This window comes from Blautia sp. An46 (assembly GCF_002161645.1).
In the GTDB taxonomy this organism is placed as follows: domain Bacteria; phylum Bacillota; class Clostridia; order Lachnospirales; family Lachnospiraceae; genus Blautia; species Blautia ornithocaccae.
The window spans coordinates 95,328-109,299 of sequence record NZ_NFIF01000011.1 but is presented as its reverse complement, the minus strand read 5'-3'; the positions used below and the strand labels follow the sequence as shown (position 1 = coordinate 109,299).

Below are 13,972 nucleotides of genomic sequence, written 5' to 3'. Positions count from 1 at the left end.
AAACATCAGAAAGGAAACTATTTATGTGTACACAGCTTCCACAGGCATTTCTGTCCCGGATGGAAGAAATGCTGAAAGATGAATTCCGGGATTTTCTGGAAAGCTATCAGGCTCCCCGGCAGTATGGGCTTCGGATAAACACGAAAAAAATCAGTCCTGAGAAGTTTATGGAAATCTCTCCTTTTCAGCTTACCTCTATTCCCTGGGTGGAAAATGGATTTTTCTACAGCAGTGAGGACAGACCATCCCGGCATCCTTATTATCAGGCCGGACTCTATTATCTTCAGGAGCCCAGTGCTATGACCCCTGCCAGCCGCCTTCCCATTTATCCGGGGGAGCTGGTACTGGATCTTTGTGCGGCTCCCGGAGGGAAAGCTACCGAACTTGGCAGCCGGCTTCAGGGACAGGGGCTCCTGGTCGCCAATGATATCAGCGCCTCCAGGGCCAAAGCACTTATGCGAAATCTGGAGCTTTGGGGAATTGATAACTCCCTGGTAACTACAGAAACGCCCAAACGTCTGGCTGAAGTTTTTCCTGAGTATTTCCACAAAATACTCATAGACGCCCCCTGTTCAGGAGAGGGCATGTTCCGTAAGGAACCGGACGTTGCCAAAACCTGGGATCCTTCCAGGCCGGAATATTTCAGCAGTCTCCAGAAAGAGATTGTATCCCGAGGGATTTCCATGCTCAGGCCAGGGGGAATGATGCTGTATTCGACCTGCACTTTTTCTCCCCAGGAAAATGAAGGGGTGATTTCCTACATTCTGGAAAATTTCCCCCAGATGAAGCTCCTGGATATTCCAGGATATGAAGGCTTTTCCAAAGGCCGTCCCCAATGGGGCAATCATGACCCTCGCTTAGAAAAATGTGTAAGGATCTTTCCTCACCATATGGCCGGAGAGGGGCATTTCCTGGCGCTTTTCCAGAAAGATGGGATGCCCTCCCCCCAAGTATCAGAAAGAGGCTTTGAAAAGGGGAAAATAGAAAAGTCTTCCCGGCTGCTGCTGGAAGATTTCTTTAAAGATTTTTCCACTGTTCTGGATATGTCCAGAGTGGAAGTACGGGGGGATCATGTATACTATCTGCCGGAAACAGGACCGGAGTCTGTAAAAGGTGTGAAATTTCTCCGCTGGGGCCTGTATCTGGGGCAACTGAAGAAAAACCGTTTTGAGCCTGGTCAGCCTTTGGCTATGGCGCTTTCTGCCGAAGATTATTCCCGCGTTCTGAACCTGGCCCCAGATGACCAGCGGGCACAGCGTTATCTTAAAGGGGAAACCCTTCTTCTTGATGAGAAGGAGTCTGCCCCAGGACCTGGCTGGTATCTGGTATGTATCAGCGGCTATCCTCTGGGCTGGGGAAAAGTCTCTGGAAACCAACTGAAAAATAAATATCCCGCCGGCTGGCGCCAGCAGTAAAACTTTCATTACAGCAGGAAAAGACGCTGTCATATTTTACTTGTGCAGGCAATATAACAAATCTATATTCCTGACTCTGTAAAATACGGCAGCGCCTCTTTACTTTTTCACAATCTTTTTCTTATTCCACAGATTCCTCAAGTGGTTCCTCCGCAAGTACCTGCTCATATTTCTCCAGAATAATATTCTGTATTCTCTCACGGGTTGCAGAATTAATCGGATGGGCAATATCTCTGTATTCCCCATCAGTGGCCTTACGGCTGGGCATTGCAATAAACAATCCCTTTTCACCTTCAATGACTTTAATGTCATGAACTACAAATTCCTCGTCAATAGTAATGGAAACTACCGCTTTCATTTTGCCTTCTTTGGCCACTCTTCTTACTCTTACATCTGTGATGTTCATACAACCTTCCCCTTTCATCGCCGCCTTGTTCAGTCGTGCTTTATGTCTTATTTTGGAAATATATTCCGGCAGACCAGTCTGCCCGCAAAACGGATTTCTCCGCTCTGTTCCTAAGTAAGATATTAAAGAACATATCTTTCGTTCTTTTCGATAACCACTTTGATACCGTCCTCTCCGCAATAGTAAGAGTTCGCCCGGATAGTATCCCGGCTCTCTACAACGCAGTTCTCAATATGTGTGTTATCGCCCAGATATACATCATTTAATATGATGGAATTTTTGATCACACAGTTATTGCCCACAAAAACTTTCTTAAAGAGAATAGAATTCTCCACCTGGCCGTTTATAATACAGCCACTGGAAATCAGGCTGTTTTTCACATCAGAACCTGGATTGTACTTTGCCGGGGGCAGGTCGTCAATCTTGGACTGAACACCGGGATACTGACGGAAGAAATAATCTCTGATCTCTGGTTTCAGGAAATCCATATTGGTCTTATAATAGGATTCTACTGTGGAAATATTACTCCAGTAAGTATCAATTTTATATCCGTAAATCCTCTTCAGATTTTTGTATCGGATGAGGATATCTTTTACAAAATCATGGCGGTCTTCCTGTCCGCATTTTTCGATGAGTTCAATAAGCTGTCTTCTTCTGATCACATAGATACCTGTAGAAATCGTTGTGGACTGAGTTACCATAGGTTTCTCGTCAAACTCTACGATCCGGCTGTCCTCATTCATCTTCACACAGCCAAATCTGGTAGCATCTTCTCCGCTTACATCTGTGCATACTACTGTGATATCTGCTCTCTTTGCAATGTGATATTCCAGCACCTTATTATAATCCAGTTTATATACACAGTCTCCTGAAGCAATGATCACATATGGTTCATGGCTGCTTTTCAGGAAACTTAAGTTCTGGTAAATAGCATCCGCTGTTCCCTGATACCAGAAACTGTTGTCAGGGGTAATGGTAGGTGTGAAAATATACAGGCCTCCCTGCTTTCTTCCGAAGTCCCACCATTTGGAGGAACTTAAATGTTCGTTCAGAGATCTGGCATTGTACTGAGTCAGTACGGCCACCTTCTGAATATGGGAGTTTGACATATTGCTGAGGGCGAAATCAATGCTGCGGTAGCTGCCTGCTATAGGCATTGCAGCAATGGCTCTCTTCTGTGATAATTCTCTCATTCTGTGATTATTGCCGCCGGCAAGAATAATACCTATCGCTCTCATTCTGTCTCACCTTCCTTATTCAATGTTTCTCCGCTTTCCAGCACGCCGCCCGGGTAGTCCTCCGCTGTAGTTTCGCCTACAACAGCTGTATTCTTTCCGATTTTTACATTAGACGGAATTACGGTGTTCTCCCCTACTGTTACCAGTCCAAAAGAATATACATTAGGCTTCAGCTTATTGGGAACTTCTTCTCCCACACCCATTACCACATTGTCGCCTACTGTAACATTTTCGGCAATGATCGCTTTATCTATCACGTCGTTTTCTCCGATAACAGACTGTTTCATGATAATGGAATCACGGATTACAGCGCCTTTTTTAATAATAACTCCGGCGCCGATAACAGAGTTATGTACCTCGCCGTACACTTCTGTTCCTTCGCTGATAATACTTCTGTCCACCATTGCGTCTGCGGCAATATACTGAGGAGGAATAATATCTCCTTTGGTATAAATCTTCCAGAACTCCTCATATAAATTAAACTCAGGGATAATGTCAATAAGCTCCATATTGGCTTCCCAGTAAGAACCCAGAGTTCCTACATCCTTCCAATATCCGTTATACTCATAGGCAAAAAGTCTCTGGCCTTTCTCTCTGCAGTAAGGCAGGATATGTTTTCCAAAGTCGCAGCCAGACTGATCTTTCAGGGCAATCAGCGCCTCTTTCAATACTGGCCAGCTGAAAATATAAATTCCCATAGAAGCCAGATTGCTCTTAGGCTTTTCCGGTTTTTCTTCAAAGTCTGTAATTCTTCCTGTTTCGTCTGTAATAGCTAGTCCGAAACGGGAGGCTTCTTCCCATGGAACAGGCATACATGCCAGGGTGACATCTGCTTTATTTGCTTTGTGGAAGTCCAGCATTACCTCGTAGTCCATCTTGTAGATATGATCTCCACCCAAAATCAGTACATAATCCGGGTTAAAATTTTCCATATACGCCAGGTTCTGATAAATGGCGTTTGCTGTGCCGGTATACCATTCCGTATTGGTTTTCTTTTCGTAGGGCGGAAGAATGGATACGCCGCCTACATTCCTGTCCAGATCCCAGGGAATACCGATACCAATATGCGTATTTAAACGCAGGGGCTGGTACTGTGTCAGCACCCCTACGGTGTCAACTCCCGAATTAATACAGTTACTGAGCGGAAAGTCTATGATCCTGTATTTTCCGCCGAATGTCACAGCCGGTTTAGCCACTTTCGCAGTCAGAACACCCAGTCGGCTGCCCTGTCCTCCGGCCAATAACATTGCAATCATCTCTTTCTTAATCATGCAATCACCTCTTGTATATTCTATGGTTTTTACATTATACCACAACGCTTCGGAAAAGTGAATATTTTTAACAATTTTTTTTCGACATATTCATTTTTTTTGTGACATTTTACCTGTTTTTAACCACTCCCTAAAGATAGGGGGTTCCATTTTCTGAGATTTTAGGTATAATTTTTATCAGATGGAAGGATTCTTCCATCTGGTAAATGTTCTCCGGAAATGCTGGAGGCAGTTCTTAAAATTTTCAAGTAAAAAAGGAAGGGATTCTTTTATCATGTATCAGATTGATTTTCATAAACCAATGCATATTCACTTTATCGGCATCGGCGGCATCAGCATGAGCGGTCTGGCAGAGATTCTTCTGGAAGAGGATTTTGTCATCTCCGGCTCTGATGCCAAAGAGTCTGAGCTGACAAAGCTGCTGGAAGCAAGAGGCGCCAGAATTTTTATCGGTCAGAGAGCTTCAAATATCACCGAAGACATTGAACTGGTGGTGTATACGGCTGCCATTCATCCAGACAATCCGGAATTTAAGCAGGCCCAGGCCATGGGGCTGCCCATGCTTACCAGAGCAGAACTTCTGGGACAAATGATGAATAATTATGAGCTGCCTATCGCCGTATCCGGCACCCACGGCAAAACTACCACTACATCCATGATCTCTCATATCCTTCTGGAAGGAGAAAAAGATCCTACTATTTCCGTAGGTGGAATCCTCCCTGCCATTCACGGAAACATACGGGTTGGGCACTCTGGAACCTTTATCACCGAAGCCTGTGAATATACCAACAGTTTCCTCAGCTTTTTCCCGAAGATCAGCATTATCCTGAATATCGATGCCGATCATCTGGACTTTTTCAAAGATATTGAGGATATCCGTCATTCTTTCCGGCTTTTTGCCCAGAAACTGCCTAAAGACGGCACCTTGATCATCAATGGAGAAATCCCTAATGTTGAGGAAATCACCCAGGAACTTCCCTGTGAGATCATTACTTATGCTTTAAAGGGACCTGCCCAGTATACAGCCGAAAATATTGTCTTTGACGAGACAGCTCATCCCTCCTTTGACTGTATCTGTCAGGGAGAAAATATCGGACGTTTTTCTCTGTCTGTTCCAGGCATCCACAATGTGTCCAATGCTCTTTCTGCCATAGCCCTTTCCAGAAAGATCGGCCTGTCCACAGAAGTCATTCAGAAAGGCCTCCTCCATTTCGGAGGTACTGACAGAAGATTCCAGTATAAGGGAAAAGTAGCTGGCGTAACAGTCATTGATGACTATGCTCATCATCCTACAGAAATCGCCGCTACTTTGAAGACTGCCCGAAATTATCCTCATAACCGGATCTGGTGTGTTTTTCAGCCTCATACTTATACCAGGACCAAAGCTCTCATGCCGGAGTTCGCCCAGGCTCTGTCCCTGGCAGATAATGTAGTCCTGGCAGAAATCTATCCGGCCAGAGAGACTGACAATCTGGGGATTTCTTCTAAAAATCTGGCAGACCTTATCGCTGAAAAAGGCACGGACGTTCACTATTTTTCTACTTTTGACGAGATTGAAGCATTTTTATTAAAAAATTGTATCCACGGAGACGTGTTGATAACTATGGGGGCAGGAGACGTATATAAAATCGGGGAAAACCTCCTGGGAATGTAGAGTTATCCACATTATCCACCAATCCATCCACATGCTCTTTCCCCAGAGCATGTGGATTTTTTTGTGCATAATAGGGTTGACATAATCAGACAACATTTTTAACGAAAATACGCCAAAAGCCTCATACTTTCGACATACTATCGGTTTCCCATAAAAATTATCCACTTTTTTATCCACATTATCCACATTTATCCCAGCAATTTTTTTCAACTTGCCTCTTTCCACCGTCGAAAAAAATCTTTGTTCTCTTTTCAAAAATTATATGCTATACTGAGGTTGATTCATTAGGAAGATATAAAATGTAAAGGATGTTAAACATGGGACAGTTTGAAGTTTACAACAGCTTTCCAGGGGATTTCACCTTGATTTCCAACCGATTTCTGGAAGACTATATGCCTAAGGCCAATGGAGAATTTGTCAAAATATATCTCTACCTTCTGCGCTGCTGTCAGGGCGGAAGGGCAAAGATGGAGCTTTCCTCCATTGCAGATACTTTTAACTGTACGGAAACGGATATTTTGAGAGCGCTCCGCTATTGGAAGGAATCCAATATTCTGGATGTTTCCTTTGACCAGGACGGAAATGTGACCAGTGTCCGTTTTTCTGTCCCTGATTCAAAGCTGCCTGAGAAAAAAACGCCTTCCTCCCCTGCCGTATCCCGGAACAGGCTCCGGGCCCTCAGGGATCAGGAAGAGGTGCGGCAGCTTCTTTTTATTGCAGAACAGTATCTGGGAAGGATCCTTACCTCCACAGACACGGAGACGCTCCTTTACCTTTATGATGAAGTACATTTATCCGCCGAGCTTCTGGAATATCTTATCGAATATTGTGTCTCCAAAGGCAGCCCTTCCATGGCATATATAAAGAAAGTGGGACTGTCCTGGGCTCAGCAGAAGATCACTACCGTAAGCCAGGCCAAAGAAGAGACTAATTTATATAACAAGAATTATTTTACTATCCTGCGGGCATTCGGCATTACCAACAGGAATCCTCTGGATAAGGAAATCCAGTATATGAACCTCTGGCTGAACCAGTACGGGTTTACTATGGACATCATTACTGAGGCCTGCAGCCGTACTGTTCTGTCAACAGGAAAGGCCAGTTTTTCCTACGCAGACAGTATTCTGGAAAGCTGGTTCAAGAAAGGAGTCCATCATCTTTCAGATATTGACTCTCTGGACATGAATTTCCAGCAGAAAAAGGCGGAGAAAGCCAAATCCAGGCCAAAGGCTTCCGCCGCTGGTTCTAAAAATAAGTTCAACAATTTCCATCAGAGGAACTACAACATGGCAGAGCTTGAAAAACAGCTTCTTGGAAAATAGATAAGAGGAGACTTACCGTGCCACTGAAAAATTTTCAATATGAAGCAATTATGCGTGACTACAACCAAAAACAGTTTTTACATAAACATGAGCAGGACGAACATATCCGTCTGGCAGAGGAGAAGATCCCCCGTCTGGGTGAAATCCGCCGGGAGATTGCTTCTCTAGGGCTAAAGAAGGCCCGTTTTGTACTGGGAGCAGGCCAGGAAGAAGACTTCGACCTGGAGGCAGCTATCGGCGTTCTGGCTGATGAGCGAAAGACCTTGCTTCTGAAGAACGGCTTTCCTGCTGATTATCTGGAACTTCACTATGACTGTCCCATCTGTAAGGACACTGGCTATATAGAGGGAGAAAAATGTGCCTGCTTCCGTAAAGCTGCCGTAGATCTTCTCTATACCCAGTCCAATATCCGGGATATCCTGGAAAGGGAAAATTTTGAGCATTTTTCTTTTCAGTACTACTCTTCTGAGTTTACAGATTCCTCAAACGGCCTGACTGCCCTGGACGCCGCCCATCAGGCTTATGATAAGTCCTGGGACTTCATCGACAGCTTTGGGGAAGAATTCAATAATCTTATGATATATGGAGATACTGGTGTGGGAAAGACTTACCTTACCCACTGTATCGCCAAAGAGCTTCTGGACCGCTCCTTTTTTGTCCTGTATTTCAGTGCTTTCGATCTTTTTGACCTGCTGTCGAAGAATACATTTCAAAAGGATGTCCAATCTGCAGATATGGCTTCTTTTATCTATGACTGTGATCTGCTCATCATTGATGACCTGGGTACAGAGCTCACCAACAGCTTTGTGTCTTCCCAGCTTTTCTGCTGCATCAATGAGCGTATCATGAATAAAAAGGCAACTATCATTTCCACAAACCTGACCATGGAGGATTTTCTGGATACTTACTCCGAAAGAATCTTTTCCCGTGTCTCCAGCAACTACACCATGATCAAGCTTATTGGAAATGACATCAGAATCCAAAAAAGACTTTTAGGAGGAAAATGAACATGGCACCAAAAATCACAACACCTTTAGACTCACTCCCTGTAGGCCGTCTGGGTATCATTCCCCTGAAGAGCTGTGAAAAGCTGGGCTCTAAGGTTAACGACTACATCGTGAAATGGCGGAAGGACCGTGACCACCAGGAGAAAAACAATCTCCAATTCGAAGGTTATGAGCGTCCTTCTTACCTGATCGATGCCCAGACTCCCCGTTTTGGCTCAGGAGAAGCCAAAGGTATCCTGGAGGAATCTGTCCGCGGTGACGACCTCTATCTCATGGTGGATGTCTGCAACTATTCCCTGACCTATTCTCTCTGCGGCCACACCAATCACATGTCTCCAGATGACCATTTTCAGGATCTGAAAAGGATCATTGCCGCTGTAGGAGGGAAAGCCAGGAGAGTCAACGTTATCATGCCTTTCCTGTATGAGAGCCGTCAGCACAAGAGAACCCGCCGGGAATCTCTGGACTGCGCTCTGGGCCTTCAGGAACTGATCAGTATGGGAGTTGACAACATCATCACCTTTGATGCTCATGATCCCCGGGTACAGAACTCCATTCCTCTTCATGGCTTCGAAACAGTACAGCCTGCTTATCAGTTTATTAAAGGCCTCTTTAAGGCAGAGCCTGATCTGAAGATAGACAGCGACAGTCTGATGATCATCAGCCCTGACGCAGGAGGAACCAGCCGGGCTATCTACCTGGCCAATGTGCTGGGCATCGACATGGGTATGTTCTACAAGCGCCGGGACTACTCTACTATCATAGACGGACGTAATCCTATCGTAGCTCATGAATTTCTGGGTTCAGATGTAGCCGGCAAGAATATGATCATCATCGACGATATGATCTCTTCCGGTGACAGCATGCTGGAAGTAGCACGTCTGCTGAAACAGAGAGGAGCCGCAAAAATCTTTATGTGCTCCACCTTTGGTCTCTTCACCAACGGACTGGAACGTTTTGATGCTGCATACAAAAACGGTGATTTTGACCGGGTTCTGACCACCAATCTGGTATATCAGACAGAAGAACTGCTTCAGAAGCCATATTATGTAAACTGCGATATGAGCAAATACATTGCCCTGATCATTGACACCCTGAATCATGATGCTTCTATCAGCAAGCTATTGAATCCTGTAGAAAGAATCAATAAACTTGTTGCTAAGCATAATAAAGAACTGAAAGAGGGCAAAAAGAAAAATTAAATCTTTTTTGGCTTTTCATTGTAATTTACAGACAATAGTTGTATAATATAGGAAACTAAAAGAATTCTTTCATAATAAAAGGAGGTGCCACTATTATGATGAACAAAATTATTTCCATCATCAATGTCTGTATTGCTCTTTTTGTGATTCTCTATGCAGCACATATTTATGCGGTCACCGCTAGCATCAGTCTTGTTACCGTGGTACTCCTGATTGCCGGTCTGGCTCCTGTACTGCATATGTCCTGGAATTATATTCGGATCAAAATCGAGGAATATCGCGGCAGACATTCTCACCGTTATATGAAAGGCTGAGATGATTCGTATTACCTGTAAATAACTTCAAATTCAAAAGGGCTGCCCCATGAAACATATATCCAATTAACCTTGACTTCTGTTTCATGGGGCAGCCTCTTTTCATGTCATGAACTGCTCTTTATTCCGGCACGTATCTGCAGATCCACCTGATGGGAAGGAATTCCAAGGCTCTCCAGGGCTTCTATTTCCCTTCTGGTACAGGTTAAAAGGATGACCTGAGCTCTGTTCCTATGGAGCCATTCTAATGCCTCACAGAGCCTTTTATCGTCGTACATGGCAAAGGTCTCGTCCAGGATCACCGGCAGCTCCTCCTCCCGGCACAGCAGTTCTCCTGCTGCCATACGAAGAGCAAAATAAACCTGTTCTGCAGTCCCCTGGCTTACCTGGTGGAGTCCTGCATACCTGTCTCCTGTATCCAGCCGTATCTGAAAGTTTTCATCAATGATCCCTCTCTGGTATCTGCCCTGGGTAAGTTCTCCAAAAATCTCCCAGGTCCGTTCTTTCAGAAAATTTCCTCTCCTGCTCTGAAGATTCCCCGCTGCCTTGGCCAGCATTTTCTCTGCCAGGGATATGCTCTGGACTTCTTTCTGGGCTTTCAGTATCTTTTCGTTGTCATTCTCCAGCTCTTCCAGTTCCTCCTGAAGATTATATAAAAGATTTCTCTTGTCCTGCAGCGCCTCCTTCCAGGTTATCTGCTGCCCTTTTTTCCGCTCATTTCTGATGGCCCTGTCCTGCTCTTTGCGGCTGCGTGCTGAGGCCTTCTCCCCTCTGTCCCGGAAATACCAGAAAAGAAATGCGCCTCCTAACAGGAAGATCAGAGCCGGTATCAGCCAGGATAGCTGAAAAAAGATGGCACCGGCGCATCCCGCCAGAAATCCAAGAAAAAACAATGCTGCAAAAACCAGTGGAAAAGAGGATTCCCTCCTGTCTTCTGCCGATTTTTCTTCCTGTCTGTCCTGTCCAATGTCTCTGAAACTTTCTCTGCTTCTTTCCAGTTTTTCTTCCAGGTCTTCTATCTCCTCCCTGGTATACTGTATCCTGTCCAGAAGCTTTTCCCTTGCTCTTTCTTTTTTCTCTCTTGCTTTTTTTTCCTCTTTCTCCCATTCTTTCCGCCTGTCTTTCAGACGATCAAGAGCTGCTCCAGGGTCCAGGCGGAAGTCTCCTTCAGTCTGAAAGTTAGTCAGATATTCTCTCAGCTCCTCTGTCAGACCTTCCTCGGTCCTGGTTTTCAACTGGCCTATGGCTGCAGTATTTTCGTATATCCGCTGGGTAGCCCCTCCCAGAAGGATTTCCAGATCTCCTTCTTCCACAGACATCTTTTCTCCGTCTGTAACACAATAAAGCTCAGCCTCCTGAGAACGGCTTTCAAAATTTCTCTCCAGCCGAAAGTCTTTTTTCCCTGCCTCAAATAAAACACTGCCTTCATACCAGGATGGGTTCTCCCAGGGAAGACATCTGGTATAAGTGTCGGTCCGGGAAGCAACGCCTCTTTTTCTCCGGAGGCCAAAAAAGATTCCCTGGAAGAAGGTATAGAGAGTGCTCTTCCCGCTTTCATTCCCTCCGTAGACTATATTGATCCCCGGCTGAAATCTGAGTCTCTCATTATGGAATTTTCCAAAATTCTTCATGAAAACTTCTTTTATGATCACAGTATCTCCTCCCCAGTCTCCAGGAGTGCTCCGATTCCATATTCCAGAGCTTTCTCTGCCTCTTCATCCGGTTTCTCTCCAAAGCTTCTGATATACTCTTCCAGAAGGCTGCCTTTATATTTTCTGCACAGCTCCTCCAGGGACCATCCGGGCCTGGTCTGGTCTTCCACAGCCCGAATATTCCCCAAGGAGTAAAGCTGGTTTAAATGAAATTCTGTATCAGGATCTCTTTTTCCCTCCAGAAGCACTGTATAAATGTGTTTTTCTCCCATTTTCTTTATTAATTCCTGGAGAAACTGGGTCAGTCTATACTGGGTAGTTTCCCTGGTCACAGGAATTCTCAGCTCCTTATACTCTCTTACTGCCCAGGGAACAAAGGCAGTCCTTACTTTCCCTTTTTTAATCTCACCTTTTACAAAGCCATGAACACCGGTATCATTTTTCTCTGTAGGCTCCAGAGAGCCAGGGTAGATGATCCGGTCCTCCAACAGGACCTGAGGCTTGTGTATATGTCCTAAAGCCACATAGTCAAATCCTCCTGCTATCAGCCTTTCTCTGGATATAGGAATATGTTTCTCATCTCCTCCGTGAGCCAGCAAAATCTCCACTGGCATTTCTCCTGACTTTTTCAGGGAGTCATAGAGGGGCTGACGGATTTCTCTGCTCTCATAGCTGCATCCTCTCACCCGCACTCCCATCTCCGGAAAATCCACATGCGAAAACTCCTGGCTCCACAAACCCCAGACGTTTTTTCCCCATGGGAACTTCCGGTAAGGGGAATCTTTCCTGAGATAATCATGATTTCCTGCAATGAGCACAATCTTTGTGTCTGGAATCGTGGAAAACATGGCATTTACTTCTTTTAATTCTCTGGCCAGGGGCTGTCTGTGGAACAAATCTCCTGCAATAAGAAGCAGGTCGACATGATCTCTGCCGGCCTGCTCTATCACTCTTCGGAAGCTGTCCCAGATTTCCCGGCTTCTGTCCTGGCTCCAGGGATAACCCTTATCAGGTTCTGCCCCCAGATGAACATCTGCTATATGGAAAAATCTCATAGTGCTCCTCTTATAATTCACAATTGTTTACAGTTCTTGGGAAAGGAATTACGTCACGGATGTTCTGCATACCGGTAAGGTACATAACACATCTCTCAAATCCCAGACCGAATCCTGAATGGCGGGTAGAGCCATACTTTCTCAGATCCAGGTAGAATCCGTAATCTTCTTCCTTCAGATCCAGTTCCTTCATACGCTGTTTCAGCTTCTCATAAGAGTCCTCTCTCTGGCTTCCGCCGATGATCTCTCCGATTCCCGGAACCAGACAGTCCATAGCTGCTACAGTCTTTCCGTCCTCATTCTGTTTCATATAGAAAGCTTTGATCTCTTTTGGATAATCCGTAACAAATACCGGGCGTTTGAAAATCTGCTCTGTAAGGTATCTCTCATGCTCTGTCTGAAGGTCACATCCCCAGAAAACTTTGTAGTCAAACTTGTCATTTGCTTTTTCCAGGATCTCAACTGCCTCTGTATAAGTAACATGTCCAAACTCAGAATTCAGCACATGGTTCAGTCTGTCCAGAAGTCCTTTATCAATAAAGGAGTTAAAGAAGTTCATCTCTTCAGGTGCATTTTCCAGCACATAACGGATTATATACTTCAGCATGGCCTCAGCCATCTCCATATTGTCCTGGAGATCTGCAAAAGCCATCTCCGGCTCGATCATCCAGAATTCAGCGGCGTGGCGGGTAGTGTTTGAATTCTCTGCCCGGAATGTTGGTCCAAAAGTATAGATATTCCGGAAAGCCTGGGCAAAGGTTTCTCCGTTTAGCTGGCCGCTGACGGTCAGGTTTGTTGGTTTTTTAAAGAAGTCTTTTGAGAAATCAACCTCTCCCTCTTCTGTCTTGGGAATATTCTTCAGGTCCAGGGTAGTCACCTGGAACATTTCTCCTGCTCCTTCACAGTCACTGCCTGTGATCAGTGGGGTATGGACATATACAAATCCTCTCTCCTGGAAGAACTGGTGGATTGCAAAGGCTACCAGTGAGCGGACTCTGAATACTGCCTGAAAAGTATTGGTCCTTGGACGCAGATGAGAGATTGTTCTTAGATATTCCATGGTATGACGCTTTTTCTGAAGAGGATAATCCGCTGCAGAATCTCCTTCTACAGTTACCTCTGAGGCCTGGATCTCAAAAGGCTGTTTTGCCTCGGGTGTTGCTACCAGAGTTCCTTTTACCACAATGGCCGCGCCTACATTTAATTTGGAAACTTCCTGGAAGTTCTCCATCTGGTCATGGTATACGACCTGAAGAGTATCAAAGAAACTGCCGTCATGAAGTACGATAAAACCGAAGCTTTTTGAGCCTCTCACACTTCTGACCCAGCCTCCTACGGTAATCTCTTTATCCAGATATTCTTCTCTGTTTCTGTAAATCTCTTTTACTGTTGTCAGCTTCATTCCTCTATCTCCTTCTCTTACGGGTATTTCATTA

12 protein-coding genes are annotated in these 13,972 nt (G+C 45.0%); 6 read left to right on the top strand and 6 right to left on the bottom strand.

Features of this window, described 5'->3' with window-relative positions; translation table 11 throughout:
* Positions 1-23: 23 nt before the first annotated feature.
* Complete coding sequence (locus B5G00_RS10615; protein WP_087272644.1) at positions 24-1,415, top strand: RsmF rRNA methyltransferase first C-terminal domain-containing protein; 1,392 nt, start codon at positions 24-26, stop codon at positions 1,413-1,415.
* Between the two features lie 121 nt (positions 1,416-1,536).
* On the opposite strand, the gene spoVG is transcribed toward B5G00_RS10615, so the two are convergent.
* The 3 genes from spoVG to B5G00_RS10600 all read right to left on the bottom strand — a co-directional run bounded on the left by spoVG (position 1,537) and on the right by B5G00_RS10600 (position 4,330).
* Positions 1,537-1,821, bottom strand: a complete 285-nt coding sequence (spoVG, locus tag B5G00_RS10610; protein WP_087272640.1) for a septation regulator SpoVG — start codon at positions 1,819-1,821, stop codon at positions 1,537-1,539.
* Between the two features lie 122 nt (positions 1,822-1,943).
* Positions 1,944-3,059 carry a glucose-1-phosphate adenylyltransferase subunit GlgD gene (gene glgD / locus B5G00_RS10605; RefSeq protein ID WP_087272637.1) on the bottom strand — a complete coding sequence of 372 codons (1,116 nt, stop codon included), beginning with the start codon at positions 3,057-3,059 and terminating at the stop codon, positions 1,944-1,946.
* Entirely contained in the window at positions 3,056-4,330 is a 1,275-nt protein-coding gene (locus B5G00_RS10600; protein ID WP_087272634.1) for a glucose-1-phosphate adenylyltransferase, read from the bottom strand. The genes glgD and B5G00_RS10600 overlap by 4 nt, the downstream gene beginning before the upstream one ends.
* A 274-nt stretch (positions 4,331-4,604) precedes the next feature.
* Between B5G00_RS10600 and murC the strand changes: the two genes are divergently transcribed.
* From murC to B5G00_RS10575, 5 genes are all read left to right on the top strand, one after another.
* The gene (gene murC, locus B5G00_RS10595) at positions 4,605-5,984 is read left to right on the top strand and encodes a UDP-N-acetylmuramate--L-alanine ligase (RefSeq protein ID WP_087272712.1); all 1,380 of its coding nucleotides are present in this window, start codon (positions 4,605-4,607) and stop codon (positions 5,982-5,984) included.
* Between the two features lie 317 nt (positions 5,985-6,301).
* Positions 6,302-7,306 (top strand): DnaD domain protein, encoded by a 1,005-nt coding sequence (locus B5G00_RS10590; protein ID WP_087272630.1) that lies wholly within the window; start codon positions 6,302-6,304, stop codon positions 7,304-7,306.
* A gap of 17 nt (positions 7,307-7,323) precedes the next feature.
* Complete coding sequence (locus B5G00_RS10585) at positions 7,324-8,313, top strand: ATP-binding protein (protein WP_087272628.1); 990 nt, start codon at positions 7,324-7,326, stop codon at positions 8,311-8,313.
* A 2-nt stretch (positions 8,314-8,315) separates the two neighbouring features.
* Complete coding sequence (locus tag B5G00_RS10580; protein WP_087272623.1) at positions 8,316-9,515, top strand: ribose-phosphate pyrophosphokinase; 1,200 nt, start codon at positions 8,316-8,318, stop codon at positions 9,513-9,515.
* Between the two features lie 95 nt (positions 9,516-9,610).
* Positions 9,611-9,829, top strand: a complete 219-nt coding sequence (locus B5G00_RS10575) for an intracellular septation protein (protein ID WP_087272620.1) — start codon at positions 9,611-9,613, stop codon at positions 9,827-9,829.
* 107 nt (positions 9,830-9,936) lie between these two features.
* Here B5G00_RS10575 and B5G00_RS10570 read toward each other — a convergent pair whose 3' ends face one another.
* Genes B5G00_RS10570 through asnS form a run of 3 tightly spaced genes read right to left on the bottom strand, consistent with a single transcriptional unit; the run spans position 9,937 to position 13,938 of the window.
* Positions 9,937-11,481 carry an ATP-binding protein gene (locus tag B5G00_RS10570; protein WP_087272618.1) on the bottom strand — a complete coding sequence of 515 codons (1,545 nt, stop codon included), beginning with the start codon at positions 11,479-11,481 and terminating at the stop codon, positions 9,937-9,939.
* The gene (locus tag B5G00_RS10565; protein ID WP_087272616.1) at positions 11,478-12,536 is read right to left on the bottom strand and encodes a metallophosphoesterase family protein; all 1,059 of its coding nucleotides are present in this window, start codon (positions 12,534-12,536) and stop codon (positions 11,478-11,480) included. Before B5G00_RS10565 ends, B5G00_RS10570 begins: the two co-directional genes overlap by 4 nt.
* A 10-nt stretch (positions 12,537-12,546) precedes the next feature.
* Positions 12,547-13,938, bottom strand: a complete 1,392-nt coding sequence (gene asnS / locus B5G00_RS10560; protein ID WP_087272613.1) for an asparagine--tRNA ligase — start codon at positions 13,936-13,938, stop codon at positions 12,547-12,549.
* Positions 13,939-13,972: the final 34 nt, after the last annotated feature.

Bases quoted from the DNA above. Each gene is read 5' to 3' on its own strand.
- B5G00_RS10615 (WP_087272644.1), top strand. From the start codon at position 24: ATGTGTACACAGCTTCCACAGGCATTTCTGTCCCGGATGGAAGAAATG.
- spoVG (WP_087272640.1), bottom strand. From the start codon at position 1,821: ATGAACATCACAGATGTAAGAGTAAGAAGAGTGGCCAAAGAAGGCAAA.
- glgD (WP_087272637.1), bottom strand. From the start codon at position 3,059: ATGAGAGCGATAGGTATTATTCTTGCCGGCGGCAATAATCACAGAATG.
- B5G00_RS10600 (WP_087272634.1), bottom strand. From the start codon at position 4,330: ATGATTAAGAAAGAGATGATTGCAATGTTATTGGCCGGAGGACAGGGC.
- murC (WP_087272712.1), top strand. From the start codon at position 4,605: ATGTATCAGATTGATTTTCATAAACCAATGCATATTCACTTTATCGGC.
- B5G00_RS10590 (WP_087272630.1), top strand. From the start codon at position 6,302: ATGGGACAGTTTGAAGTTTACAACAGCTTTCCAGGGGATTTCACCTTG.
- B5G00_RS10580 (WP_087272623.1), top strand. From the start codon at position 8,316: ATGGCACCAAAAATCACAACACCTTTAGACTCACTCCCTGTAGGCCGT.
- B5G00_RS10575 (WP_087272620.1), top strand. From the start codon at position 9,611: ATGATGAACAAAATTATTTCCATCATCAATGTCTGTATTGCTCTTTTT.
- B5G00_RS10565 (WP_087272616.1), bottom strand. From the start codon at position 12,536: ATGAGATTTTTCCATATAGCAGATGTTCATCTGGGGGCAGAACCTGAT.
- asnS (WP_087272613.1), bottom strand. From the start codon at position 13,938: ATGAAGCTGACAACAGTAAAAGAGATTTACAGAAACAGAGAAGAATAT.